At 51.4% G+C, this 26,380-nt stretch carries 12 protein-coding genes and 1 tRNA gene; 2 read left to right on the plus strand and 11 right to left on the minus strand.

The window, feature by feature from the left end:
• Nucleotides 1-22: 22 nt before the first annotated feature.
• The 5 genes from ACO6S1_RS03255 to ACO6S1_RS03275 form a co-directional block, all read right to left on the minus strand.
• Nucleotides 23-1,180: an alpha/beta hydrolase family protein gene (locus tag ACO6S1_RS03255; protein WP_422344927.1), complete on the minus strand. Its 1,158-nt coding sequence runs from the start codon at nucleotides 1,178-1,180 to the stop codon at nucleotides 23-25.
• A gap of 3 nt (nucleotides 1,181-1,183) precedes the next feature.
• Entirely contained in the window at nucleotides 1,184-2,086 is a 903-nt protein-coding gene (locus tag ACO6S1_RS03260; protein WP_422344928.1) for a VOC family protein, read from the minus strand.
• A 23-nt stretch (nucleotides 2,087-2,109) separates the two neighbouring features.
• Nucleotides 2,110-3,225, minus strand: coding sequence for an FAD-dependent oxidoreductase (locus ACO6S1_RS03265; protein WP_422344929.1), 1,116 nt, complete (start codon nucleotides 3,223-3,225; stop codon nucleotides 2,110-2,112).
• Between the two features lie 3 nt (nucleotides 3,226-3,228).
• Nucleotides 3,229-4,227, minus strand: a complete 999-nt coding sequence (locus ACO6S1_RS03270; RefSeq protein ID WP_422344930.1) for an MBL fold metallo-hydrolase — start codon at nucleotides 4,225-4,227, stop codon at nucleotides 3,229-3,231.
• Nucleotides 4,228-4,302: 75 nt separating this feature from the next.
• Nucleotides 4,303-6,657 carry a TonB-dependent receptor gene (locus ACO6S1_RS03275; RefSeq protein WP_422344931.1) on the minus strand — a complete coding sequence of 785 codons (2,355 nt, stop codon included), beginning with the start codon at nucleotides 6,655-6,657 and terminating at the stop codon, nucleotides 4,303-4,305.
• A gap of 240 nt (nucleotides 6,658-6,897) precedes the next feature.
• Here ACO6S1_RS03275 and ACO6S1_RS03280 point away from each other — a divergent pair, with 240 nt between their 5' ends.
• Nucleotides 6,898-7,797, plus strand: coding sequence for a LysR family transcriptional regulator (locus ACO6S1_RS03280; protein ID WP_422344932.1), 900 nt, complete (start codon nucleotides 6,898-6,900; stop codon nucleotides 7,795-7,797).
• Nucleotides 7,798-8,423: 626 nt separating this feature from the next.
• On the opposite strand, the gene ACO6S1_RS03285 is transcribed toward ACO6S1_RS03280, so the two are convergent.
• The 6 genes from ACO6S1_RS03285 to ACO6S1_RS03310 form a co-directional block, all read right to left on the minus strand.
• Nucleotides 8,424-9,557 (minus strand): hypothetical protein, encoded by a 1,134-nt coding sequence (locus tag ACO6S1_RS03285; RefSeq protein ID WP_422344933.1) that lies wholly within the window; start codon nucleotides 9,555-9,557, stop codon nucleotides 8,424-8,426.
• A gap of 202 nt (nucleotides 9,558-9,759) precedes the next feature.
• Nucleotides 9,760-13,404, minus strand: a complete 3,645-nt coding sequence (locus ACO6S1_RS03290; protein ID WP_422344934.1) for a hypothetical protein — start codon at nucleotides 13,402-13,404, stop codon at nucleotides 9,760-9,762.
• A gap of 5 nt (nucleotides 13,405-13,409) precedes the next feature.
• Nucleotides 13,410-19,343, minus strand: a complete 5,934-nt coding sequence (locus tag ACO6S1_RS03295) for an SdrD B-like domain-containing protein (protein WP_422344935.1) — start codon at nucleotides 19,341-19,343, stop codon at nucleotides 13,410-13,412.
• Between the two features lie 2 nt (nucleotides 19,344-19,345).
• Nucleotides 19,346-20,995, minus strand: a complete 1,650-nt coding sequence (locus tag ACO6S1_RS03300; RefSeq protein ID WP_422344936.1) for a hypothetical protein — start codon at nucleotides 20,993-20,995, stop codon at nucleotides 19,346-19,348.
• Between the two features lie 314 nt (nucleotides 20,996-21,309).
• Nucleotides 21,310-24,318, minus strand: a complete 3,009-nt coding sequence (locus ACO6S1_RS03305) for an Ig-like domain-containing protein (protein ID WP_422344937.1) — start codon at nucleotides 24,316-24,318, stop codon at nucleotides 21,310-21,312.
• 941 nt (nucleotides 24,319-25,259) lie between these two features.
• Nucleotides 25,260-25,354: transfer RNA gene (locus tag ACO6S1_RS03310), tRNA-OTHER, on the minus strand.
• A gap of 340 nt (nucleotides 25,355-25,694) precedes the next feature.
• Here ACO6S1_RS03310 and ACO6S1_RS03315 point away from each other — a divergent pair.
• Nucleotides 25,695-26,243 (plus strand): hypothetical protein, encoded by a 549-nt coding sequence (locus ACO6S1_RS03315; RefSeq protein WP_422344938.1) that lies wholly within the window; start codon nucleotides 25,695-25,697, stop codon nucleotides 26,241-26,243.
• Nucleotides 26,244-26,380 lie beyond the last annotated feature (137 nt).

The following is a 26,380-nucleotide window of genomic DNA, read 5'->3' on the forward strand; positions in this document are numbered from 1 at the left end:
GGGCTAATTCAGTTAATCTCGGCTATCCCGCATTCCCACCTAAAGTTTCAGCGAACCAATCAGACAATAAATCCCGGCCATAAGCCATATTGTCCGCACCCACATGTTCAACTCCGCCTTCGCGCGCCGTGAAGATCACTTTCTCGCGGCGCGGGCTGTTGACGAGCTGATCATATAGATCATGAGCATATTCAACGCTGATCTGGCGGTCATTGGAACCGTGCGTAACCAGAAACGGAACCTTGATCCGGTCCATATGTCCGTTGAGGTTCATATTGCTTGATTTTTCCAGGAAATCTTCCTGATCCTTCGCCCCAAACGCCCAGTGCACGTGCGCCCAGTAATGCGGTACGGGATTTTCACCTTCGCGTTCCATCCGCTTGTCCTGGACTTCGCGCCAATTGTGGTTCGCACCCCACACTGCACCGCTGGCAAAGCGCGGCTCATAGGCAACTGCTCGCGGCGCGAAATGCCCACCAAGCGATATTCCGGTCATTCCGATTTTCGACGCATCAACATCATCCTGCGTTTCTAGCCAGTCGACCGCTTTTGATGCCCAGCTTTCACTATGTGGATCGACCGGCAGATCCTGCAATCGAAGCGCTTCACCTGAACCGGGCTGATCTACGCAAAGCGTCGAGATACCGCGCCGGGCGAGTTCCTCGGGCAGCCGGGTCCAGTATAAAAGTTCTTTGTTGCTATCGAGACCGTTGCAGAAAACCACCGCAGGCTTCCGGCCGTCGCCCGGAGCCTTTGTCCAGATCGCGGGCATTGTCCCCGTATCCAGCGGAATTTCGACCCGTTCGCGATTTAGCTTTCCGAGATTTGTGGAGCGATCAAACGCATCTCGTGCCTTGGCGAAAGTCTCGGTGCGGCCCGGATGTCCATGTCCCTGCATCCGTTCCGCCGTGACGAGATAAAGCGAAGCACGTTCCAGCTTGTTTGAGGCAGAAAAATTGCGACCTTTCGCTTCATCTTCTGCGGCCAGTTCGAGCAGTTTCTCGCCCATTGCCGACCATTGCTTCATAAACTGCGGTACGCCTGCGTCAGCGCCGCTATCGGCAGCGTCCTTGATTGGCTGGCACATATCGATGATTTCACCGATTTGTCCGCCACTTTCCATCGCAATCGCGACCGAGAGGTTCCAGATGTAATTGGGGAAGAATTCGAACAACGCCATGATCTAATTCTCCGCTGGCTGAAAAAGGCATGGATCGGGCTCGGCTTTGGGCATGGTCTGCGGGCCACCGGTGCCGATGCCCCATTGGTCCATTATCTGCGGACCCGGCTCGTGGACCTCGGGTGTGTGATTTTCGAAATCGACGTCTTCCAGTTCGGACGTATATTCCACCGCAAATCCTGCGGGCGTACAAAAATAGCTGAACGTATTGTTTCCAGCGGTGTGCCGCCCCGGTCCCCATCTGATATCGATATCGCGTTTCCTAAGTCGGCTAGCCCCGCGCATCATATCGTCCACGGTCAGCATATCGTAGGCGACGTGGTTCAGACAAGGTGGGCCAGGCAATACTGCAATGCGGTGGTGCGCTTCGTTGCAGCGCAGGAAGCACATGAAATCACCGAGCCAGTCGCTTACCTTGAAGCCCAGCACATCGGTAAAGAATTTCACCATCGCCTGATGATCCGGTGAGTGCAAAACAATATGGCTGATCTTGACCGGCATGCCCTCCCAGCGTTTCATTGGACGTTTTTCGCCGCGTGCGACATCGGATGAAATTTCAAACGGTAAACCATCGGGGGAAAAGAAACGGAAACCATAGCCGCCGCCCGGCGCATCAAGATCGCGTGGCTCGTGAATAGTCTTGCAACCTGCTTCTGCAACTTTGCCATGCAGCGCATCAACATCGGCCCGGCTGTCTGCTGCAAGCGCAATCACTTCAACGCAATTGGTGTCGGATTTATGCAGGCGCACGACATGATGCTCGTCATGACCATGGGTTTTGAACCAAGCCATATCATCGCGCGATTCCACCTCAACCAGACCCCAGTCATCGTTATAGAATTTGCGTTCAGTGTCAAAGTCTTCGACGCCGTATCCTACATATCGAATTTCGGTAACTCGGCTCATTGGTCTGTCCTTGGTATAATCAGTTAAATAGGTTGAGAGACAATCGCGAACATCTCTTGTGTCGCTTCAGCATTGTCGACTGGCGGCCCCTTGCCGAGCTGGCCGTTACAAATGGCGAGTGATTTCTCGACAATGTATTTGCAACGTTCGAAGCGGCGATCGCGGAAGGCCTTGAATGCCGCTTCGGGAGTATCGTTTCCGGATAGCTCATCCGCCAGCACCAGGCTGTCTTCAATCGCCATTCCGGCCCCTTGGCCAAGATGCGGCGTCGTTGCGTGAACGGCATCGCCGAGTAGAACAACGCGGCCACTATGCCAATCACCATAAAGCATCATCTGCTCCAACGGACGATACACCACTCCCAGATCGTCGGTAATGTCAGCCGCAAGTTCCTGAATCTGCGGCGGCGCAGCGGACAATTTGTCTTTCATGGTCTGTGCGATACCCGCAGTTTGATAAACTGGATTGTCAGGTTCAGGCGTCGTCACATACATATACATCAGCTCTTTGCTGATTGGTACAAGCCCAATGCCCGTCGGGCCATTATAGACGTGGAGAGCATTTAGGTCTGAGGGACGCTTGAAATTATATCGCCAAACAGATTGCCCGGTAAACTCCGGCTTCTCCGCATCTGGCATTATCTTCTGCCGGGTGTCGGAATAGACCCCGTCCGCACCGACGACCAGATCAAATTCTTCGGTCTTTCCATCTGAAAACCTGACACGAACCGTGTCACCCAAATCATCAATCTCTTTGGCGACAACACCCAGACGAACATCTGCGCCCGATCGCTTTGTCCGGTCGCCCAGAACCTTGTGCAAAGCGGGCCTTCCGATTCCGACATTGGCCGGGTAATTTTCTGCCAATCGCGGCGCGGGTATTTCGGCTACCTTGGTACCATCCGGAGTATGAATCGCGATATTGTCAAATGGGACACCAGCACTCAGATAGTCGTCCAGCAGCTCCAGTTCCGACATCGCGCGGATAACGTTCGACTGCTGAATGATACCGACACCGTAGACCGACCAGTCAGGGTCCTTCTCAATGACTGTGACCTTGTGGCCCTTCTGGCGCAATGCAATTGCCGCAGTCAATCCACCAATACCGCCACCGATGACAAGAATGTTCAGATCATTCATGGCTTAGCAGCTGTCCATATCATTGGCGACAACAACTGGCCCGTCGTAATGTTCTGCGATAGTTTTCAAATATTCAAAAAATTTGGGACTGTCACGTTCGGCGCCAGCAAAATGGGTCACGACAACGGCCCTTACACCTGCTCGCTTAGCCATCTCCCCGACATCCTTTGGCAACAGGTGATGATCACGAAGGTGCGTTGCCATATTGTTTAACGCGGGCTCGGGCATGTTCGGATTGGCCTTGCGGACATTCGACACAATCAAGGGCACATCCATCATTTCAGCAACCAGAAGATCAGCACCTTGCGCCAATTCTTCTACCGCTGTGCTTGGCCCCGTGTCGCCAGTATATACAATCGAACGCCCTGGCAGGTCGAACCTTAGCGACAGCGCCTGAAAACGAGCCGCAAGATCGCTGCCCGGGACAAAGCTGTAATGCGTGTTGCTGCGCACGGTGACGGTCATGCCATCCACCTCTACGCTGTCTCGATCACGCAGTTCAACGACCTCAATACCGGCGGTATGGTCCCTTATCGGAGCACCGGCCACACCGTAATTGGCCGTCGCGCCAGGCAGCATTCCTGCGAGCAGCCCATCGACCAATTCTTGCGTTCCGGGCGGGCCATAGATCGTCAGCGGCTCATCGGCCCTTGTTTGAAAGCGAAGACCCAAAATGCCGAGCAATCCAGCGGTGTGATCAAAGTGGAGGTGGCTGATAAATATGCCGTCGATTTCATCGGTCTGCACACCAACTTTACCCGATTGTCCGGCAGTTCCGTCGCCGACATCGACAAGGTAATGTTTGCCACCAAAAGTCAGAAGGTTCGCAGGCTGGGAACGAGTTGGGCTGGTCACAGGCCCGCCGCGCGTGCCCAGTGTAACCCAGCTTCCCATCTCCAGTTGAACTGTTTGATCGGCAGCAGCCCCACCGTGCTGCTGTGCCTGAGCCGGCACGCTGACCGCCGCCAAAGTGCTCGCAAGTAGTAGAGTAAGTTTAAGCATGCGATATCCTATCAGAGAATAATGACCCACCCGCCTATCGAAAATGCATCTGAAAGCGGGTGGGCGTACTTTCATTTAGTATTCGAAGCCAAGCGAGATACCAATGAGTCGCGTGGTCAGGCCGGATACAGGGCGGCCACGCAGACCGCCATCATCGCGGCCGCCGAAAACGGTTGGAAGAAACGCTGACACTTCGCGGTTTTTGGTTAGGTTTCTAGCAAAGAGCGAGGCTGTCCAACCAGCATCCTCGTCACGCAAGCCAAGACGCAGACTTACGTTTTCTCCGGCTGGATGCACGAAACGATTCCCGGGGTCTCGGTTAGAAAGGCGAATGGCGCTCTTATAGATGATGTTCGGGTTGAAGAAGACTTCCAAGCTATCGCCAACGGGTTGCGTGAACTCACCCGAAAGAGTGAATTTGTGACGCGGGGCACTAAGCAACTGCTCGCCGCTCAGGTCTGACGCGTCGTCTCCAGCAAAACCCTGAGGATAGGTTGCGTGGTTGAACTGATAACCAGCATTGATCGAAATATTATCTGTGATCTGACCGAAAGCGGAAACTTCAAACCCGTAGGATTCAACGTCCCCGATGTTACGGACCTGCGAGACCAACCCGCCTGGTGTCGTAATACTTTCCTGCCCTTGGAAGTTAGCAACATTCATATAGAAGATATTGCCTGCAAGCTGAAGCCTTCCAACCTCGGCTTTTGCGCCAATCTCAAAGGCATCGTTTTCTTCGGCATCAAGCGGAATAAACGGATCACCTGGGATGCCCGGAAAGCCCAAGGCTGAGGGCTTATAGCCGCGCGAATAGGACGCATAGATATTCGAGTCCGGCGTCGGCTGATAGCTCAGGCCAACCCGGCCAGACAGGTTTGTTTCAGAAATTGAACCAACATCCGTCGCGGTCAGAGTATTGGTGCCGTAAGAACTGTCATTCTTATAGTCGGTGAAGCGCAGACCGCCAAAGAGTTCGACCTGATCCGACAAAGTAACTGTCACATCGGCAAAGACAGCGATAGTCCGGTTGTCTGCGGTCTCCAGCTCAAATGTCGGAAGGTTATCCGGGCCGGCGCAAACTGGGATGTCAGGCTGACAGACGCTAAACCCCAGACGTTGACCCGGAGTTGGATTACTAAATGCTAGGGACGAGTCCAATGGAGACTGGTCATAGCCAAAATCGCTATAATAACCGCCCGCGATCAGATCAAAGCCATCACCTTCATAACCAAACCGCAGTTCTTGGCTAAATTGCTTGTAGTCACCTTGCAGGTTTTCATCGCGTGCAGAAAAACCAATAGCGCGACCACCGAAATTCCGCCCGAAAATCTCAAGCTTGAGCTCACGATATGACGTGACCGAGGTAATCGAGAGTCGATCTGTCAATTCAGCATCCACAATAGCGGTCAAGCTTGTTGCAGTAGCATCTTCTCTGGACTGCGTGTCCTCACAGAAGAATTCCCCCCGATCGCTATAGAGGTCTGCCGTAACACCGCAGGCTGCGAAGTTGTTTGTAGAAACACCGCCTACAGTAGCGTTGGGGCCCGCAGGTGGGAATGGCGCAGTGCTTGAAGGAGCTTCAATCTGACCAAAGAAATTCACACCATCTTCGTCCTGTTTTCCGTGATCAGCGATCAGGTTGATCGTGATCGTGTCGGATGGCTCAACGAGCAGCCGCCCACGGATCGCATATTTGCGGTTCCTATCATCAAGGTTGAGGAAAGTGTTGGTGCGAAGTCCATCAATTTCGCTGAATAGGCCTGAGATACGCAAAGCTGCAATCTGGCCCAGAGGAATATTCACACCTGCGCGAGCCGTGATATCGGTATTCTCTGAACCGGCCGTGCCATCGTCAGCATAATCAAGGCCGAAGTTCACACCAAATTCGCCCAAAGACGGAGCCCTCGTGCTAATATTAACCACACCCGCTGACGCGCCCTGACCGAACAACGTCCCCTGCGGACCGCGGAGTACTTCGACTTGCGCCAGATCATGGAGAATCGGAAAGGTCACGTTACCCGCAGCGGCCTGATCCACCACAATGGCCACCGAGGGCGATACGCTGGGGTTAAAAGCCTGCGTGCGAATCCCGCGCAAACCAGCACCGCCGTTGATATTGCCGCCGAAGCTTGAACTGACTTCAAGAGCCGGTGTGATCTTTTGCAGATCGACCAGCGTGTAAACCTGGTCACGCTCAAGCTGTTCTGCTGTCGCGACAGACACAGCGACCGGTACCTCAGTCAGGCTCTCGTCACGCAAACGCGCAGTAACGAGGATGACATTTTCATCAGTATCATTTTGCCCGGCGGCGTCCGACGTCGAGGCATCTGCATTGTTCTGCGCGGCCACTGGCGATGCAAACATTGCTGAAATCAGCGCAACAGAAAGCGCTGCCTTAGATACCGTCCTATTACCCACGCGAAACTTCATTATTTTCCTCCCTAAAACTTCGATTCCGTGCGGCGTGTATGCCGCTGCTTGATTGGTTTTGTGGATTAACCACATTCACACATTGCAAGAATCACTATCGGTATTAGTGATAACCAATTTTACAGATTGTAAAAATCATTTGTTTGTGTTGTTATGCATAAATGAAATTTGTGAGTGTGTGGCAATCTGGAGATTTCAGTTTGTTCCGCTGCCAACAAAACAGCTTATTGATGGGGAAATATGCGGCTCGATAATTTTGATCTGAATCTGCTCGTGGCATTTGACATATTGCTGCAGGAGAAGAACGTAACGAAAGCCGCCGCAAGAGCTCACGTCACACAAGCGGCGATGAGCGCGCAGTTAAAGCGCCTTCGTGATGCGTTCCAAGACGAGATACTGGCTCAACAAGGCAAGAAAATGGTGCCAACCCCATACGCCATGGCTATGCATCCCGAACTTACGGCAACCATCGCGGCCTTGAGAGCTCTGATCGCCCGAAAAGGCAGGTTTGATCCGGCAGTTTCCGAACGGGAATTTAAAATCGCGGCATCGGATTACATCACTACCGTATTGCTTGTTCCCTTGCTGGGGCCGATTTCGGCCATCGCCCCTTCCGTGAAACTAGATATCGCTTTGCCATATTCCAACACCAACAAGGCTATGGCGGATGGTGAACTCGACATGTTCCTTGGCCCCGAGTCCTTCACACACCCCGACCATCCTTCCGAACTGATTTTTGAAGAACGGCACGTCGTAGTGGGATGGTCTGGTAACGCTTTCATGAAAGGCCCGATGTCGAGCAAGCTTCTGTCGGAGCTTGGCCATGTGGGTGTAGCGATATCAGGCGGTGATACGTTTATCGATGCCTGGATGCGTGAAACAAATATCAAGCGCAGGATCGAGGTGCGTGCACCTTCCTTTCTCCAGGCTCCGTTCCTGGTGCTGGAAACTAACCGGGTCTGCATCATGCATGAACGGCTGGCGCAATCACTCGCTGGCCGACTGCCACTGCGAATTGCAGAACTGCCCTACGAGGTTCCTCCCATGCGCGAAATGCTCCAGTACCACGCAACCCGCGAAAAGGATCCAGGGCTGACGTGGTTGCGCGATCAAATAAGAGGCCTGGCTTCGCGGAGTTAGACGGATATAAGTCGAATGTGGAAAAATGGGTAGAAGCATTTTTGGCCCTGGAAGTGGACATGGATAATTGGTCTTGATCGATGTACTGACCAGCAATCGGAAAACCTGAAGGTTTGACATTATCCGGCGTATTTGCGTTAACCGTGCGGTTATCCAACGTCGTGACGGGATCGTAGCGCTTCCTGTTTGAAACCAGGAAACCCGCAAGATAGCTCGCTAATACGCTAACACACTCTCCATCTTGCTTACTATATGCTTACTGCGCAAACGCAAAAAAGCCCCGCTGGTAACAGCGAGGCTTGTAATGCTTTGATCTCATTAGTCTTTTTGGTTGCGGGAGTAGGATTTGAACCTACGACCTTCAGGTTATGAGACGGAATGATGGATAACTATATAACTAATAATATTGGATAATAAATCACGATCTTGTGCTATGTGTTAGAATATGTGTTAGCATTTTCGCTCCTTTGCCTAGAATCGCAACTTTTTGTGTTAGTTGGCTAGCACAAAATTGAAGTGAAAGGCAGGAAAGAAGATTATCTGAAAAGCTATGATCGCTAAATCCCGACAGCTGACGTTCACTTCTAATGAACAATGCCGGGATGATGAACTCGGTCGTAACCTATCTAGTTTACTTGGCAGCTAAAGTTGAGAACCGTATTCTGCCCGTTGCCGAGATTTCCCAATACGATACCCGAACCTGTCAAATCGGCGATCGTGAAGCTGCCGGGCGGAACCCCGTCACCGGAAATATTAACTGCGTTACTGGCAGGGCATGTAAGGCCGCTGCCTGGTACGTCGGTAACGATTGCCCCCGTCACTGCGTCCGGGCCGTTATTGGTCACTACCAGAGTATAGGTTGTCATTGTGCCGGAGGTCACCGTGTCATTGGTCTGATCAATTTCTCCGTTGACACCATGCGTGTTTGTTTTTGTTATTACAAGGTCAACCGACGGCCCAGCACTGCAATTTGATGGGTCTGTGAGACTGGAATAATTAAAAGTTCCAGTGATGATCTTTTGCCGGAAAGTTTCGTTGTCGGTATTATTGGTTGCTCCAGGGGTATCCGATGTAGCAGCTACTCTTGAAAAATTTACCTCGACAAACCAGCTACCGCAAGAAAAGACAAAGCTTCTACCAGTTTCGCTCGCCGACCCTATCCGGAACGAGCCAGCGGGATAAGGCGTTCCAATATCTCCGTAAGTGAACCCATGGAATAAAACGCCGGCGCTATCTCTAGATTGTGCTACATCGCCGCCATTTCGCAGTGCCAAGGGTGAATAGGATGGCGTGGCCGCAGTTGTACATGTCGAAAAGCTGATGTCAGATGTTGTCGGCGGTCCTGCACAAGTTTTTATGCAATCGCCTCGGGCCTGAAAAACATATACGCCATCGCCATTGGAATCATTTGCGTCATCTGCTGGCAAATTCGCATTTGGATCGCCGTCATTATAAACAACAATGATTGAACCGGGTGAAATGGACGACAATGCCGAGCACATGGTAGCATTAGATGTTGCATCGAAACGTGCGTAACCGGGCGAGGTGCCAACGCCGCCACCGCCACTTCCCCATTCGCCATTATTATCATCGAAAATCCAGCCATCGAGGTTGACATCACCGGTTGGGTTACCGGCGTTTCCAACAACCATGAATTCGTAGAATTCTTTGGCCCCCGATGGTCCCTGTGATGCTTCGTTAACAATCAGACCGGATGCCTGTGCTAAACCGGCGCTGGCAAAGAGCCAAGTTGCGATCAAATACCCAAGCAGCCGTGATATACTGCAAAATATTCCATATAACGGAATAATTGGGTTTGAACGTTGGAACATCAATACTTCCGGTAATTTCAATTTATAAAATATATCGGAAGTTGGTTAACGATTTGACAATTTCGGTCACGCGTCGAATCATCTGCGATTGTTTGCAGGGCGGCTGGGAATGCCGCCCTGCAGCTTAGGTTTAGAATTTTCCTAGCAAGTTGATGAACAACCCATCGCTGGTGTAGCTTTGGTCAGACAGATCATCAGAGAAGTCAGTGAAGCTGTAGCCCACGCCGATCTTCACGTTGTTACCAAGGTGACGATAGATGGCAGCCAGGAACCCATATCGCGTGTTTCCAGCAATATCATTGGTCAACAGACGCCCTTCAACCAGCGCATCCCAATCTTTCACAAAGTGAACATCGGCACGTAATATGCCCAGATGGGTGTTGCTTGATACAAATGTATCGCTGTTACGACCCAAAGATACTTTACCTTGACGATAGCCATATTTACCGCCGATGGTCAGCCACTGCGCTAAGTCGTAGTTGATATCAATCGATGCGATCTGACTGACCTGCTTCGGACTGTTGATCTCACCACCTTGGGTGATTTGACCAACCGGACCTAGGTCGCGGAAATAGTTATACCGCGCTAGAACGTTCAATCGATCATTGTCTACGGGTCGATAGGCAAAGCCGGCAACCCCTTCCACAAAGTCTGCTGCACGGACGCTGACACCTTCCTCATCAGCAATGGCAAAGTTCAAGCGACCAAGGAAACGCCAATCACGATTGATCTCCGCATTGACATTGTTACGGAACAACCAGACTTCCTGATCGCGGCCATTGCCGTTCTCAAAGCGTGCCTCGACTTGTGAGCTGATCTTCAAGCCCTCCTTGCTGTATCCTGCGCCCAATGTGGCCGCTGTACGTTTAAACACACCGGTGGTCGCATCATCAATCCGCCCGTTTTCAAACGAACCACTGAAAGACCAATGCTCGCTTGGATCGAATGTCAGTCCGAAACTGCGGACCAAACTCGGCGCGGTTCCGCCATGGCCGATACGGTTTTCACCATATACGGACAGGCTGCTGGAGAAGCGTTGACGCGCGCCTATAGTCAACGTTCCGCTATTGGAACGACTGAAAAGATTTTGCGCTTCCAAACCGGTATCGTTACGATCGGCGAGTAGTGCATAGCCGATATAGGCTTCTGAACCTTCGGCCAGACGCCGGTTCAATTGAACATCAGCGCCCAAACCGCCGTCTCCACCGGATAGCTCTCCGGAGAAGGTCAATTTGTCGGTGAGCTCTGCTTTAACACCAGCACCACCACGATTATTATCGAGACGGCCATTATCGTTTTCCAGCGTCAATTGACCAAAGCCGTACGCAGACCAGTTAGCCGCTTCCGGTTTGTAATCGACTTGCAATGCTGCATCGGTACGCTTGCCATTTTCAACACTGTTGAACAGTAGGCCTGGCGTGCGTTCGTCATGGCGAATGCCAAGGCTTGCGCTTACACCGCCGCCAAATTTTTGCGTAATCTCACCAGTCGCAGCGGCAGTTGAGCCGTTGGTCGAAGTTGAAAGTTCGTCATATTTGGCTTTGACATCGGTATTCTTTCCAATCGGCAGATCAGCATGAACGCCCCAACGCTCGGTGTCGCTAAAGCTAAGCTGTGAATTAGACGAGAAGCCCGCATCGAAATGCTCAAAATTGCCACCGACTTTACCCAAATTGCCATCTGCTCCGGTCAGTTCAGCAAAATCAATCGCAACCTCGGCGCGATAGGCATCTGCCGATTGGCCGATAGCTGCAGGCGATGCGATATTCAGGAAGTTCAAACCGCCATCAACAGAGTTAGACTGGCCAAAACCCGGTCCTTCTGTTCTGGCAATTTCAGCCTTGATATATGTACCTGCAGCGTAGCGGAGCAAGACATCTGCACCAAGTAAGGTTTGATCAGCGGATTCGGTGGTTTCCTTCTGCGAAGTCACGCCCAAACGGACATGCTCGCCAATCCAGCCAGCACCGCGCGTGCCCACCGTATAACCATCCAGGTCACCGACCAGCGGCGTATATTCATAGCGCACAACAAGGACAGGAATATTACCTGCTGAGCTGCCCTGGCGCACAATCGCGCTATCGGAAGCTACTGACGCCAGGGGCCGGGCCAACGTAATACGGCCCTGGAAATAGTCGACATCATAATCTTCTTGCGGGCGAAGCTCGACCGAAGAGAGCACAAGGCCAGTTTCGCGGTCGCGCGTTTCAATACGCAGACGCTCCGATCCTATAGTCAAATCCTGACGGTTGAGGAAGTAAAGCGAACCGCCTGTACCGCGAAACTCATCACGAGCCGGAACGGTACCGGGATCGGAAGCAAATGCCGTCAGCTGCAACTGGCGCTCACCAAAGCTGGTCACCGCAGAGCTCTTATAGTCGATCAATCCGCCAAACAGGCCGCGATCTAGCTGCGCCAGTTCTGCCTGATTGAAATTGGCGATAAAGTTACCGACAATGATGCTGCTATCGTGATGTTCCAACCGGGCATAGAAACCGGTTTGCGTTGGCGCATCCTCAACCAATACGCTGTCGTCGCCATAGGTTGGATAATATTCATTGCTATCCAGACGGCGCAACAGCTGACGCGGGTCTTTGCGGTCGATGTTGTTGAATAGGTCTTCGAGCAATACTTCCCCAGTATCGAGCGAACTGGTCAATTTCCAACCATCGCCGAATTTACCGCTAAGATAATAAGCGGCCCGCGAAGTCAGATAGTCTCCATCGGACAAGATATCACCGCTGACATCAACCGCCGGGCCGTTGCCGGTAGAGGTAATAAATGTCAGGTCACCTTGGCCGACAAAGAACCAATCACTCCTAGGAACAAAGACACTGTAGCTGCTATCCAAATTTACCACGTTGTTGCGGGCGATTTGAACTTCGACTTTCTTCACATCCTTGCGGATAATTTGTTTGGCAACAAAGTTTCCGTTGTCATCAATCGGAATATATTGACCGGAAACCCGGACACTATCTTTCGACTGATCAGCTTTACCGGTAACGGTTACTGCCACAGTGTCCGATGTCGAGATGTTACGGATATTAGCTTGATCTAGAAGGCCAAATTCCGGTCTGGAGGGCGCTTTCTCGTCTTTATCGAAAGCTTTCTCCAAAATCGTCAATTCTTGAGGTTTTGTTTCGTCGAAACGACCTTTGGAACCATAGACCCGGTACACAAAGTAAAGATGTTCAACTGTATCGTTAGATACCAACCAACTTGCTGCGCCATTGGCGTCAACAGGCAACACAGCCATTGGTGTAGCATCGCTCGCTTTGCCATCAGCAAATATCCGTATTTCTGCTTTTTCGACCAAAGCGGGATAGTTGGTGTAACCAACGAAGCGAGCTTCTTCGCCGCGCACTGCGGTTCTCTCACTGTCTACCAATCCTGCCGACAGGACTGGTTGCACCAGCAAGCTGTCGACACGAACTTGTACATTATGTTCACTAGCTTCGGCGACATCCCGATTTTCATCAACTGTTATCGAAAATCCGGACGGAGCCGGAGCAGCCGGAGGGGCGCTCGAAGCCGCTTTGCTAGCCCGTGAATTTTTCAGACTTTGCGTGTTCAGATCTTGCGTTTGCTCAACCGCACTCTGGGTATCAGCCTGCAAAGTTCCGGCATGCGCAACAGTCGATAGACTAGCAGAAATTAAGACCACAGCCGTGCCTGATAGCCACTCATTCTTGCGTGATTTTTTATCTATTTCCAGCGAGGTAACTGAAGCTGGAAGTGAAGCGCGGAATGCGTTTTTTGGATATTGATAAGACATATTTCTTACTCCCCACCTGAGTTGCTGGTGGTTCGGACCACGTTGGTTTCGATTGCGGCCGGTGGGCCATCCCAATCTTCGCTAAATTGCGCTGCAATCATTTCTGCCACGGCCTGAGCACGGTTTTTCGCAAGACCTGCGTCTTCGTTCGCACCAATTGCATAATCGATACGGATAACTGGGTTTTCAGGATCAATCTGATCTCGCAGCAAGACTAGCTGTTCGGAATATATCGATTTCAAATCGGAGCTTCCCGCAAGGAATGCGTTGCTATCAAGCGTTACAATTGCCCGTTTGGAAAGCTTCGCACCAAAGTTCAGCTTGGTAATCTTACCGCGCGTCAAACGAACAGCCCGTGGGTTCTCACTGGTCACCGCATAGCCGGATGGCAATGTGCGGGTATCGACCTTCAAGACATAGTTCGACCCAATCCGGGCATCCGGAACCGCTGCACACGTAATGTGATAGCGTCCGAATTCGTCGGTTGTAATCAACTGACCATTGACGTTAGCAAGGCGCACGCTTGCAATTCCTGGCTCTCCGTCATCCTGATATCCATCGCCATCAAGATCGTCGAAGACTTTACCGATTATCTCGGCACAGTCGAAAATTGCGCTGGCAACAATCGATACGACAGCCTGTCCGCGGTTGGAAATCTCCGCTCCATCAAAGCCATTACGGCCCAGAGCAGTGTTCACACGATCCCCGCCGGTGACGCCTGCACCAACAACCATTGTCAGATTGTAGGTTGACGTTGCTGCTGCGCCGATGGTTTGATCATTCCAGCGCAATTCACGGCCGGTTTGCTCGGGTTCTTCGGCAATATTATTTACGATCGAGCTACCGGGTACATATTTGAACCCTGGAGGAATGATATCAATGACATTTACACCCGAACGCTGCACATTCTCGGCATTGCGAACAGAGATCGTGTAAGGGATCAGATCACCGACACTCGCTGAACGTTTGATACTGGTCTTGCTAACCACCAGAGGCGAGCGATTTTGGAATGGATCCAGTGGTATATGGTTGTGCACCACGTCCCGATCGCCCGTCGCCAAAATGAAGCGCAGATAGTAAGTCGTATCCTGCCCACCATTCGGCGCGGTAGCCTGTGGAGCCACAAGCAGTGATCCAATACCAGGTGTCGGATTCAACGCATCAGGTTGAGGCGCAATAATCGTCGAAGGATTATCGCTATATGTACCCGGCGCGTCGAAGACGATGCTATATTCAGTCTCACCAACAGGGCAACCCACTGCGCCACCTGGAACGATGTCAAAACGATAGAAACCGTCTGCATCGGTCAATTGGTCCTGCTGCGCAGCATCTACAAAACATGCAGCTGGCAGCGGATTGCCGTTGGCTCCAAGCAAAGTAACTCGCGTCCCTGCAACCGGTTGACGCGTCAGTGCATCATAAACGACACCAGATGGATCGATTGGTAGATTTTGATCGACAGTAACGTTACCAGCGGTTAGCTCGACACCTTCTATAGTGCCATAAATCACGCCGTTGGTTGGGTTTTTAAAGCTGATATCATATTCGCCAAGCGGTAAATCACCAACTTCATAGAAACCGTTTGCATCAGTTTGTACGGTTGCAACCAAATTGCCGTCCGCATCTCTGATTTCAACGATCCAATTGATAAGCAAGTTTTCGCCATCATCGAAGACGCCATCGCCATCTTCATCGAGGAAAACGATACCGCTTACACCGGCCACAGGAGGATCTACTGTTACCGTCACGATATTGGTCGTGCAATTGGTCGGGTTCAGCTTCTCGCAAATTTCATATTCGATATCATAAGTTCCGGCAGGCGTTCCTGGCGGTACTGATACAACACCAGTGATCGGGTCCATGACTGGAACCGGGGCTCCTGGAGTAACCGGAGTTGCCGGAGTCAAGATTCTGCCAACAATATCATCTGGGTTAACCGGCTCGCCGTTCAACAAGTCATTGTCATAGGCATTGCCCGCATCTGGATCACCGTCGGTGCTATCTACCGGACCAATCTCATCAGGAGATGACTCGATTGGAGCAGCTTCGACAACAATCGTAACAGTACCGGTTGAACAATTGGTTGGATTTGCAGTTTCGCAGATCTCATATTCAATCGTATATGTTCCGGCTGGAGTCCCCGGTGGTACCGAGATATTGCCGGTGCCTGGATCCATTACCGGTACCGGAGCACCCGGAATCAAAGGCGTTGCGGGTGTCAATATCGATCCGTCTATCTCGCTTGGATCAATCGGGTCACCGTTTAGCGTGTCATTATCATAGGCGTTTCCTGCATCCGGGTCACCGGTAGCACCATTAATTCCATCGACATTGTCATCGGGTGACTCAATTTCGGCAAACTCAACGGTCACGCTTTCGGTCAGATCATCCCCGGCAGTCGTCGGATCAGGCTGGTCGCCGGTGGCAACGCCCGTGGTATTGGTAATCGTATTGCCGCCCTGGCCAGCATCCACAACGCCTTCAAGCGTCAAGGTGGCAGAAGCGCCATCGCTAAGCGTGCCGATGGTCCAGATACCAGTGCCAGCAGCATAGCTGCCGCTCGTAACGGTCCCGTTGTTCCCGGTCGCGCTCAGGCCAGCAGGAAGAAGATCGGTCAGGCTCACATTCGTCGCCTGCGCCGCGCCATTATTCGTAACCGTAATCTCGAAGGTAACCGTATCACCCTCTTGCGGAGCCGCATTGCCAGAGGCAAGCACCTTCGCCGTTACCAAGTCTGCGCCAGCATCTACAACAACGCTTTCGGTCAGATCATCCCCGGCAGTCGTCGGATCAGGCTGGTCGCCGGTGGCAACGCCCGTGGTATTGGTAATCGTATTGCCGCCCTGGCCAGCATCCACAACGCCTTCAAGCGTCAAGGTGGCAGAAGCGCCATCGCTAAGCGTGCCGATGGTCCAGATACCAGTGCCAGCAGCATAGCTGCCGCTCGTAACGGTCCCGTTGTTCCCGGTCGCGCTCAGGCCAGCAGGAAGAAGATCGGTCAGGCTCACATTCGTCGCCTGCGCCGCGCCATTATTCGTAACCGTAATCTCGAAGGTAACCGTATCACCCTCTTGCGGAGCCGCATTGCCAGAGGCAAGCACCTTCGCCGTTACCAAGTCTGCGCCAGCATCTACAACAACGCTTTCGGTCAGATCATCCCCGGCAGTCGTCGGATCAGGCTGGTCGCCGGTGGCAACGCCCGTGGTATTGGTAATCGTATTGCCGCCCTGGCCAGCATCCACAACGCCTTCAAGCGTCAAGGTGGCAGAAGCGCCATCGCTAAGCGTGCCGATGGTCCAGATACCAGTGCCAGCAGCATAGCTGCCGCTCGTAACGGTCCCGTTGTTCCCGGTCGCGCTCAGGCCAGCAGGAAGAAGATCGGTCAGGCTCACATTCGTCGCCTGCGCCGCGCCATTATTCGTAACCGTAATCTCGAAGGTAACCGTATCACCCTCTTGCGGAGCCGCATTGCCAGAGGCAAGCACCTTCGCCGTTACCAAGTCTGCGCCAGCATCTACAACAACGCTTTCGGTCAGATCATCCCCGGCAGTCGTCGGATCAGGCTGGTCGCCGGTGGCAACGCCCGTGGTATTGGTAATCGTATTGCCGCCCTGGCCAGCATCCACAACGCCTTCAAGCGTCAAGGTGGCAGAAGCGCCATCGCTAAGCGTGCCGATGGTCCAGATACCAGTGCCAGCAGCATAGCTGCCGCTCGTAACGGTCCCGTTGTTCCCGGTCGCGCTCAGGCCAGCAGGAAGAAGATCGGTCAGGCTCACATTCGTCGCCTGCGCCGCGCCATTATTCGTAACCGTAATCTCGAAGGTAACCGTATCACCCTCTTGCGGAGCCGCATTGCCAGAGGCAAGCACCTTCGCCGTTACCAAGTCTGCGCCAGCATCTACAACAACGCTTTCGGTCAGATCATCCCCGGCAGTCGTCGGATCAGGCTGGTCGCCGGTGGCAACGCCCGTGGTATTGGTAATCGTATTGCCGCCCTGGCCAGCATCCACAACGCCTTCAAGCGTCAAGGTGGCAGAAGCGCCATCGCTAAGCGTGCCGATGGTCCAGATACCAGTGCCAGCAGCATAGCTGCCGCTCGTAACGGTCCCGTTGTTCCCGGTCGCGCTCAGGCCAGCAGGAAGAAGATCGGTCAGGCTCACATTCGTCGCCTGCGCCGCGCCATTATTCGTAACCGTAATCTCGAAGGTAACCGTATCACCCTCTTGCGGAGCCGCATTGCCAGAGGCAAGCACCTTCGCCGTTACCAAGTCTGCGCCAGCATCTACAACAACGCTTTCGGTCAGATCATCCCCGGCAGTCGTCGGATCAGGCTGGTCGCCGGTGGCAACGCCCGTGGTATTGGTAATCGTATTGCCGCCCTGGCCAGCATCCACAACGCCTTCAAGCGTCAAGGTGGCAGAAGCGCCATCGCTAAGCGTGCCGATGGTCCAGATACCAGTGCCAGCAGCATAGCTGCCGCTCGTAACGGTCCCGTTGTTCCCGGTCGCGCTCAGGCCAGCAGGAAGAAGATCGGTCAGGCTCACATTCGTCGCCTGCGCCGCGCCATTATTCGTAACCGTAATCTCGAAGGTAACCGTATCACCCTCTTGCGGAGCCGCATTGCCAGAGGCAAGCACCTTCGCCGTTACCAAGTCTGCGCCAGCATCTACAACAACGCTTTCGGTCAGATCATCCCCGGCAGTCGTCGGATCAGGCTGGTCGCCGGTGGCAACGCCCGTGGTATTGGTAATCGTATTGCCGCCCTGGCCAGCATCCACAACGCCTTCAAGCGTCAAGGTGGCAGAAGCGCCATCGCTAAGCGTGCCGATGGTCCAGATACCAGTGCCAGCAGCATAGCTGCCGCTCGTAACGGTCCCGTTGTTCCCGGTCGCGCTCAGGCCAGCAGGAAGAAGATCGGTCAGGCTCACATTCGTCGCCTGCGCCGCGCCATTATTCGTAACCGTAATCTCGAAGGTAACCGTATCACCCTCTTGCGGAGCCGCATTGCCAGAGGCAAGCACCTTCGCCGTTACCAAGTCTGCGCCAGCATCTACAACAACGCTTTCGGTCAGATCATCCCCGGCAGTCGTCGGATCAGGCTGGTCGCCGGTGGCAACGCCCGTGGTATTGGTAATCGTATTGCCGCCCTGGCCAGCATCCACAACGCCTTCAAGCGTCAAGGTGGCAGAAGCGCCATCGCTAAGCGTGCCGATGGTCCAGATACCAGTGCCAGCAGCATAGCTGCCGCTCGTAACGGTCCCGTTGTTCCCGGTCGCGCTCAGGCCAGCAGGAAGAAGATCGGTCAGGCTCACATTCGTCGCCTGCGCCGCGCCATTATTCGTAACCGTAATCTCGAAGGTAACCGTATCACCCTCTTGCGGAGCCGCATTGCCAGAGGCAAGCACCTTCGCCGTTACAAGATCAGCATCTGTTCTGACAACTTCTACAGTAACAGTTGCTATTTCACAGTTGGTTGGATTGGCTGCCTCACATATCTGATAATCGAAGGTATAGGTGCCAGCAGGCGTATCCGCATCAACACCAACATCTCCGTTCGCAGGATTAAAGGTAAGGCCAGCCGGAACAGTTTCACCAGGAGCTAAGGTCAAAATTACGTTACCCGTGCCAGCTGCGCCCCCGTTAAGCGTATCGCCAGTAAAGACATTCAAAACAGTCGCAGCGCCTGCCAAACCATCGACATTTGAAACAGAATCATTCGTTGCGACAATGGCTGCAAATATTGTATCAGAATCTGTAGCGCTATTATTGCCAGAAACCGTTTCGAAAGCGCCCGCTGGAGCCGTTACAGTAGCAGTATTATCTGCAGTCTGCGCGTAGGCTGTCGATGACATCGCCAACACCATGATCGGTATCGCACTGGACAGCATTCCAGCTGTAGATGTAAAACTACGTGTGGACAATTTTGCTGAATTTTTCATGATTAGTTTACCTGACAAGAAAAGGTGAGGGTTGCGGATTGGCCGTTAGCCAGCGTCGCCAATGCGATTCCTCCGCCTGTTAAATTTGAAATAGTGAAGCTGCCTACGGGAACCCCGTCGCCGGTGATCGTTACAGTATTTGTTCCGGGGCAAGTGATGCCGCTGGTGGGCGTGTCCGTTACAATCGCACCGGTTACAGAGTCCGGACCGTTATTGGTGGCAACTAGGGTGTAGGTTGTTGTCGTTCCAGATGTTACAGTATCTGCCGTCTGATCAACTTCGCCATTGACGCCAGGCGTATTGGTTTTTGTAATCGCCAAATCAACTGACGCCCCGATTACGATGGTGGCAATTGCCGTGTCGCAATTGGTCGGGTTGCCAACTTCGCAAATTTGATATTCAACATTGTAAGTACCAGGCGTTGATCCTGCTGGAATCGTCAATGTACCGTCAGCATTGATCGAGACACCCGTTAATCCATCTGGATCGGTGATACTCGGTATGACAGCGCCATTGGCAAAGCCCGCACCGTTAAGTGTGTCATCAGTAAAGACACTGGCGGTATTACCTCCGCTAGAAGCGATTGGTGTGCCGGAGAAATCATCGTCATTGGCAACGATATGATTATCGACAACGACGCTTTCGATCAGATCATCGCCTGCGGTAGAAGGGTCGGGTTCATCTCCCGATGCAGCGCTCGTTACATTCTGGATCGTTTGACCGCCTTGACCCGCAACAACCGTGCCTTCAAGCGTCAGGGTTTCGCTGTCTCCGCTATCCAAAGGTCCAATTGTCCAGACACCCGAACCCGCATAAGAGCCCGCCGTCACATTGCCATTGTTCGCCGTTGCCGTTAGGCCAGCGGGAAGCAAATCTGTTAGAGAAACATTTTTAGCATCGGCGGGACCGTTGTTCGTCACAACGATCTGGAACGTAACCGTGTCACCCACGGATGGCTCGGCATCGCCAGACACCAAAGACTTTACAGTCACCAGATCCGCGTTCGGGTTTACCGACGCACCGAGCGGATCCAAATTGAAAAATGCACGAGCGTTACGCGCGCCTTCCACATCATCAAAATAAATGGTCAGGGAGCTGGTTGGATTCGTAAGTGTAAACGTCGCGGTTTCATTGGTTGGGTTGTTTTCTCCAAAGGCATTGGCGAGAAAAGTTCCGACACCGCCCGAGCCGCTTAAACGCGCAGCTTGATCCGCAAATGCAGGAGGAGAGGCAAATGTATGAATTTCAATAGTCGGCGAAGTCCACGTACCTGCTACGCTTGCCGAAAAACTATCGCGCGGTGCGATACCATCCATATCATCAATATCGTTGAAGCCGATTGAGTTCAACGCGAAGCCAGAGGTTTGAAAGGTCATTGCGATGGAACGATCACAAGCTGCGTTGCTGCTCGTCGCAAAAACATCTGCCCGACCCGCGGCGTTGAAAGACGCGCAAGCTGTGTTTTGCGGTTCCAACGTAACCGTAATGGTCCGGGTTGGATCAACAGTATCAGTATAGACAGAGGTAAAATTGTCCGGAACGCTAGTCAGGGCAAAAACCTGAGCATCGGCCTTCGATGTCAATGGCATAACACCTGCCACATAGAATATAGTCAATATGGCCGCCAAAACCGTGAAGAGATTTTTTTTCAAAAACTCTACAATTAATAGGTTATAAAAACGACTTTTGATGTGGTTAAATAAAAGTTGGTTACTGTTACTATTGAACTTCATGTTCTATGCCCTGTTTTGGCTCTTTTGCGATATTTTTGTTAAATTAAGATGGTTAACAAAAACCTTCCAAAACCCCCGTCTGGGTGTAAAATCGTCTAAAATCAGGGATATGTATCTAGAACAGAATAAGCGGTTATGCGTTAAATCGGGATGGTATCTTACGGTAAATAGAATAAGAGATTTTATTTATTATATTCCAAGTATAGAGTTTATTTTGTTTGCTTCTCAGAATCTTAGTTGACTTGGCAGTCAAAGCTTATGGACGCCGATTGTCCATTACCCAGGGTTACCAACGTGATCCCTGCACCTGTTAAATCAGCTACGGTGAAGCTTCCGGGCGGCACTCCATCGCCTGTTATTGTGAGCGAATTTGCTGGGGCACAAGTCAAGCCGCTGGTCGGCGTGTCAGTTACGATAGCTCCAGTAACGGCATCCGGACCATTGTTGGTTACCGTCAACGTATAGGTTGTATTTGTACCGGAAGTAACCGTGTCACTTGCCTGATCAACATCGCCATTAGCACCAGGCGTATTTGTTTTCGTGATAACCAAATCAACCGATGGCGCGACATCGATTGTGATTGTTGCGATCTGGCAATTTGTAGGGTTTAAAGTCTCACAGATTTGATAGTCAAATGTATAGATCCCCGCCGACGTGCCTGGCAAAACGTCCACTGCGCCAGTGGCCAAGTCAAAAGATAGTTCTGACGGGACGGTTTCACCTGGCGCAACGGAGAGCGTTGCATTCGATGGAGAAGCTGCGTTTGCATTGATCGTATCACCGGTAAATGCATTAAGCACGCCCGCTTGACCAGTTGCGCCGTTAACACCGGTTTCACTATCATTGGTGGCCACAACAACGGATGCTGTCACTTCAATTGTAATTGTGGAAATGGAGCAGTTCATCGTATTGATGGTTTCACATATCCGGTATTCAATCATATATGCTCCCGCCGGAGTGCCTGAAGGAACGGATACGATACCTGTAGACGTATTGAGCACCGGTACTGATGCTCCGGGAGACGAGGGCGTTGCTGGCATCGTAACATTTGTAGAGATGTCGGCAGGATCAACCATTGCGCCGTTCAATGTATCGTTGGAAAAGGCATTTCCTGCATTTGGCGAGCCGGTTGCGCCGTTCACGCTTGGCAAGCTATCGGTGTTGGCCTTAATAATAGCAGCTTCGACTATTACCGTTATCGTGGCCGTGTCGCAATTGCTAGGATTGCCAACCTCACAAAGGGTATAGTCAAAACTGTAAGTTCCAGCAGGTGTGCCAGCTACAACATCGACATCACCAGTGGCAGCGTTAAAAACCAGTGCGCTCGGAACGGTGCTACCGATTGCGACCGACAATTGGCCATTGGAAGTAGTGGCAACATTGCCATCCACGCTATCACCAGTAAATGCATTTAAAACAGCTGATCCGCCAGTCGCGCCGACAATGCCGGAAACTTCATCATTCACGGCATCAATAGGATTGGCGATGACAGTAACCGTCGCAGTAGCGGTTGCACAATTAGTCGGAATTGCAGTTTCGCAAATTTGATAAACGAAGGAATAGACGCCCGGGGCTGTTCCCGGCGCAACACCAACAACACCGCTCGTCGTGTCGAAGGTCAGTTCTGACGGCAGTGATGAACCCGCAGCAACCGACAAAGTCATGTCCCCCGGTACTACCGGATTGTTACCTAGGGTATCACCATCAAATACATTTAGCGCATTAGCGTTACCTACACTGCTAACAATATCATCAGAACTGTCCGAGTTAGCAGACAGGGTTAGCGGGAAAATGACGATGCCTTCCATAAGGTCATTGCCGCTATCAGTAGGATCGGCTTGATCACCCACAGCCTTGGTCGTTACATTTTCAAGCGGCTGACCAGCCGAACTGCCATCAATTATACCTTCGATCGTTAAAGTCGCGAAGGCACCATTGGGGAGCGTGCCAATAGTCCAAACGCCAGAACCAGCAACATAGCTGCCGACAGTGAGGTTTCCGTTATTGGCCGTTGGCGTCAATCCAGTGGGGATTTGATCTATAAGCGATACACCCGTCGCTTCGGCCGGACCGTTGTTGGTCACGGTTATATTGAATGTCACCGTATCACCGGCGATCGGATTAGAATTGCCCGAAGCCAAGGTTTTCACAGTGACCAAGTTGATGGGGGGAGCCGGAACCGTGATTGTAACTGTTGCCGTGTCGGTTAGGCCGGTGGCGTCAGATATTCTGTAACGAAAACTGTCCGTTCCGTAAAATCCAGCATTGGGCGTGTAAGTGAAGCTCCCATCTGTTGCGATCGAGACAGTTCCATTGGCCGGAGCTACAACCGGTGTAGTTTCCACCAAAAGCGCTGTGCTTTCGGGATCAAAATCAACGCCATTGCCATTGTTGGTTAAAACGTTTCGGGTAATTGCGGTCTGGAAAGGCGTAGTAAAGACATCGTCCTGCGCGACCGGCTGTAGATTGGGGAAAGGAGCCAGTGGACACGAGAAACCGTCGTTATTGCCGCTTGGATCCCCTTGTGCGGCCAATACCGCGCTAGGCGACGCACCAAAGATGTTGAACAGCTCGTAAATCCCGCCATTACCATTGTTAAACGTAAATATTCTGCCATTAAAATCCGACCAAGTGGCCCCAAAACCGCCGCTTGGTAAACCTGAAATCGATTTACTTTCAGACACGTTGGTGTTCAGGTTGACCACGCCAATATTGTTTGTTGTCACCATTACCAGATAGGGAATGCCGCCGTTGCGGATCCAGACTGCATCAGCACCGCTGACTGTATTTCCCGTGAAGTTTGAAGTTGCAACACTTCCATCGGTCAGATTAACCCGGCTGTACTGCGTTGCAGAACGGCGTAACCATAGCCCGTTACTATCATCAACATCCCCGGCAAAACTGCTAAATCCGACGTTATAGAGCGTTTGCGCAGTACCATCGGCATGGATACGGATTACATTGTTGCCCTGCGACCCGTAAGCAAAATTGTCATTAATATTATAGCCCGTGGCATTGTAAGAACCTTGATTGGTGCCAACATCGACATAGGCGGAGACCAGTGGATCAAAAATTCGTAATTGCCCGGACTGAACCTGGTAAATATCACCCGAACAACTAAACGGTGCGGCCATTGCAGGAGCTGATATTGCCAGCAGGCCAATACCAGCAGCAACCTTCAACAAACTGGAAAGTTTGCCGAGAATTGGTTGCTCTATCTTTTCAAAAGCGGCGTGTGTCATCAAGTTACCTTACCGTTGCGCGTAAGATAAAAAATGAATGAAAATAGTTAATTAAACCAGAATAGAGACCCTAGAAACGGGTAAAAACGTGTAAATTGCACCATAAGATATTAAAGATTCAAGGTCGAGGCTCCTGACAGAACAGATGTGCGTAGTGGGCTTGCCATACAACTGAAAAAGAAATCGTTCGTGTCTCAATCCAAAAAGCCAACCAGTTCATTCCGCAATCTCGGTTCCTCCCCTGAAGTCACCTCGTTGGTAAGATGATGTGTTTCCGGTATGCACCATCGCTTAAGAATGTTGATGAACCTCCAAAGTAGGGCTCCCGTGAGCTGGTAAACATCCCCCTATTAAGAAATAGAGATGAAATTCGGAATGACTACCACTAGATCTCTTTCCGAACGTCTGCTTACGCAACATTAATGGGGCACCCATTCTAGCGAGAGAGCGATTTAGCTTTATAGCGTAGGGGCATCTTTTGGCGACGACGCCAAATGACGGATACTGCCTTTTACATTTATGTTATGAGTTAGAAATCGCTTCGAGAGCAATTGTAGTCAGCGAAGAGTATCTCATCCGCAGCGTCGAAATTAAAGGTAAAAGCCCGTTACGGGTTTAGATAAACAAGTGAAAACGGCAGTAAGGCCTTCCCAAATCCATGGCTGAACTATTGGATAAGCAGCTATAAAAATTCGATAATCAAGAAGGTTGTTGATATTGTTCCAACAGAATACCGAGAGCTCAGATAGAGGAAGGAAGTTAGCAAGGCAGCACAGGTTGAAATCGGCAGACCGTGAAAAGGCGTGCGCCGGGGTCCACCGTGGAGCGAATACTCAATCCTACTCAGCAGCTTGGTTACCTATGCTTACTGCTCGGACAAAAAGAGCCCCGATCTTTCGACCGAGACTTTTCGTTAAGCTATTGTATTTTAGACTTTAGTTTGGTTGCGGGAGTAGGATTTGAACCTACGACCTTCAGGTTATGAGACGGAATGATAGATAACTATATAACTGACAATATTGGATAATATCCCGCTATTTTACAACATGTGTTAGAATATGTGTTAGCGTTTTTACTCTTTTTCCTAGAATCGTAACTTTTTGTGTTAGTTGGCTAACACAAAGTTGAAGTGAAGGGCAGCAAACCTTATATCTTGAGGCATAATGACGGGGGCATACCCAAAATGAGTGGAAGGAGAAAAATGTGCTTGTTCATAATGAGTGTCCCTGTTTTGTGATGCCCCAGAACAACGCCTTTTTCGATGAACCCAAAGTTAAGTAAAATGCAAAAAGATGTTGCCGTTTGTAACTCCAAAATGTTGGGCCGGGAGTTCGAAATTCTGTATTTGACCGATAGGATGTGCTATGAAAATATGTATGAGGATTTTATATTCCCAATTGCTTTTCATCGCCGTGGCAATGCCGTCTGCGGTTTCCGCACAAAGCGAGGCACCTGCCCCTTCTGAAGAGCTATATGAAGATGTCGGGCGCGGCGTGGGAATGACATGGAGCTTCCAATCGCAACGTGGAAAGCCTGCGTTAGAGTTTGGTGTGAAAGAAACAGAACATCGACTTGATCGATTATGGGAATTTTCATGTGCAAATTTTAAGAACGGCACTGTCTCAAATACGTTGTTCGCTAATCCTCCAGAGTTACGAGAGGGCGACCAATTCGGCTTTTCTATCCGTATCGACAATGGAAAGTCCTATGGATTGATCGGTCGTATGGACCCAATTCAAATACAAGGAAGTAATACTAATTTTCCGCATTTTGATATTGGCCGTTCACATGATCTTTGGAAAGCACTGCGCCTCGGCAACCGTGCGTTTATAAACTTGAACGGCAACAAATTTTCAATCCATCTGGAGGGTTCGGGAACAGCAATAGGTAAATTCCTCAATGTATGCAAAAAAAACGCTGGCTGACAACATTTTAGAATGCTCGGTTTGAATACGCCCGCACGGTATTCGCTATTGAAACAGCATCAATGATATTGTTATGGTCGTTTAAGCTTGAGATTGGTCGGGTACTTCGGAAATGGGAAAGGAGCTGCTACTTCCTT

The organism is Parasphingorhabdus sp., assembly GCF_965233695.1.
Lineage (GTDB): Bacteria > Pseudomonadota > Alphaproteobacteria > Sphingomonadales > Sphingomonadaceae > Parasphingorhabdus.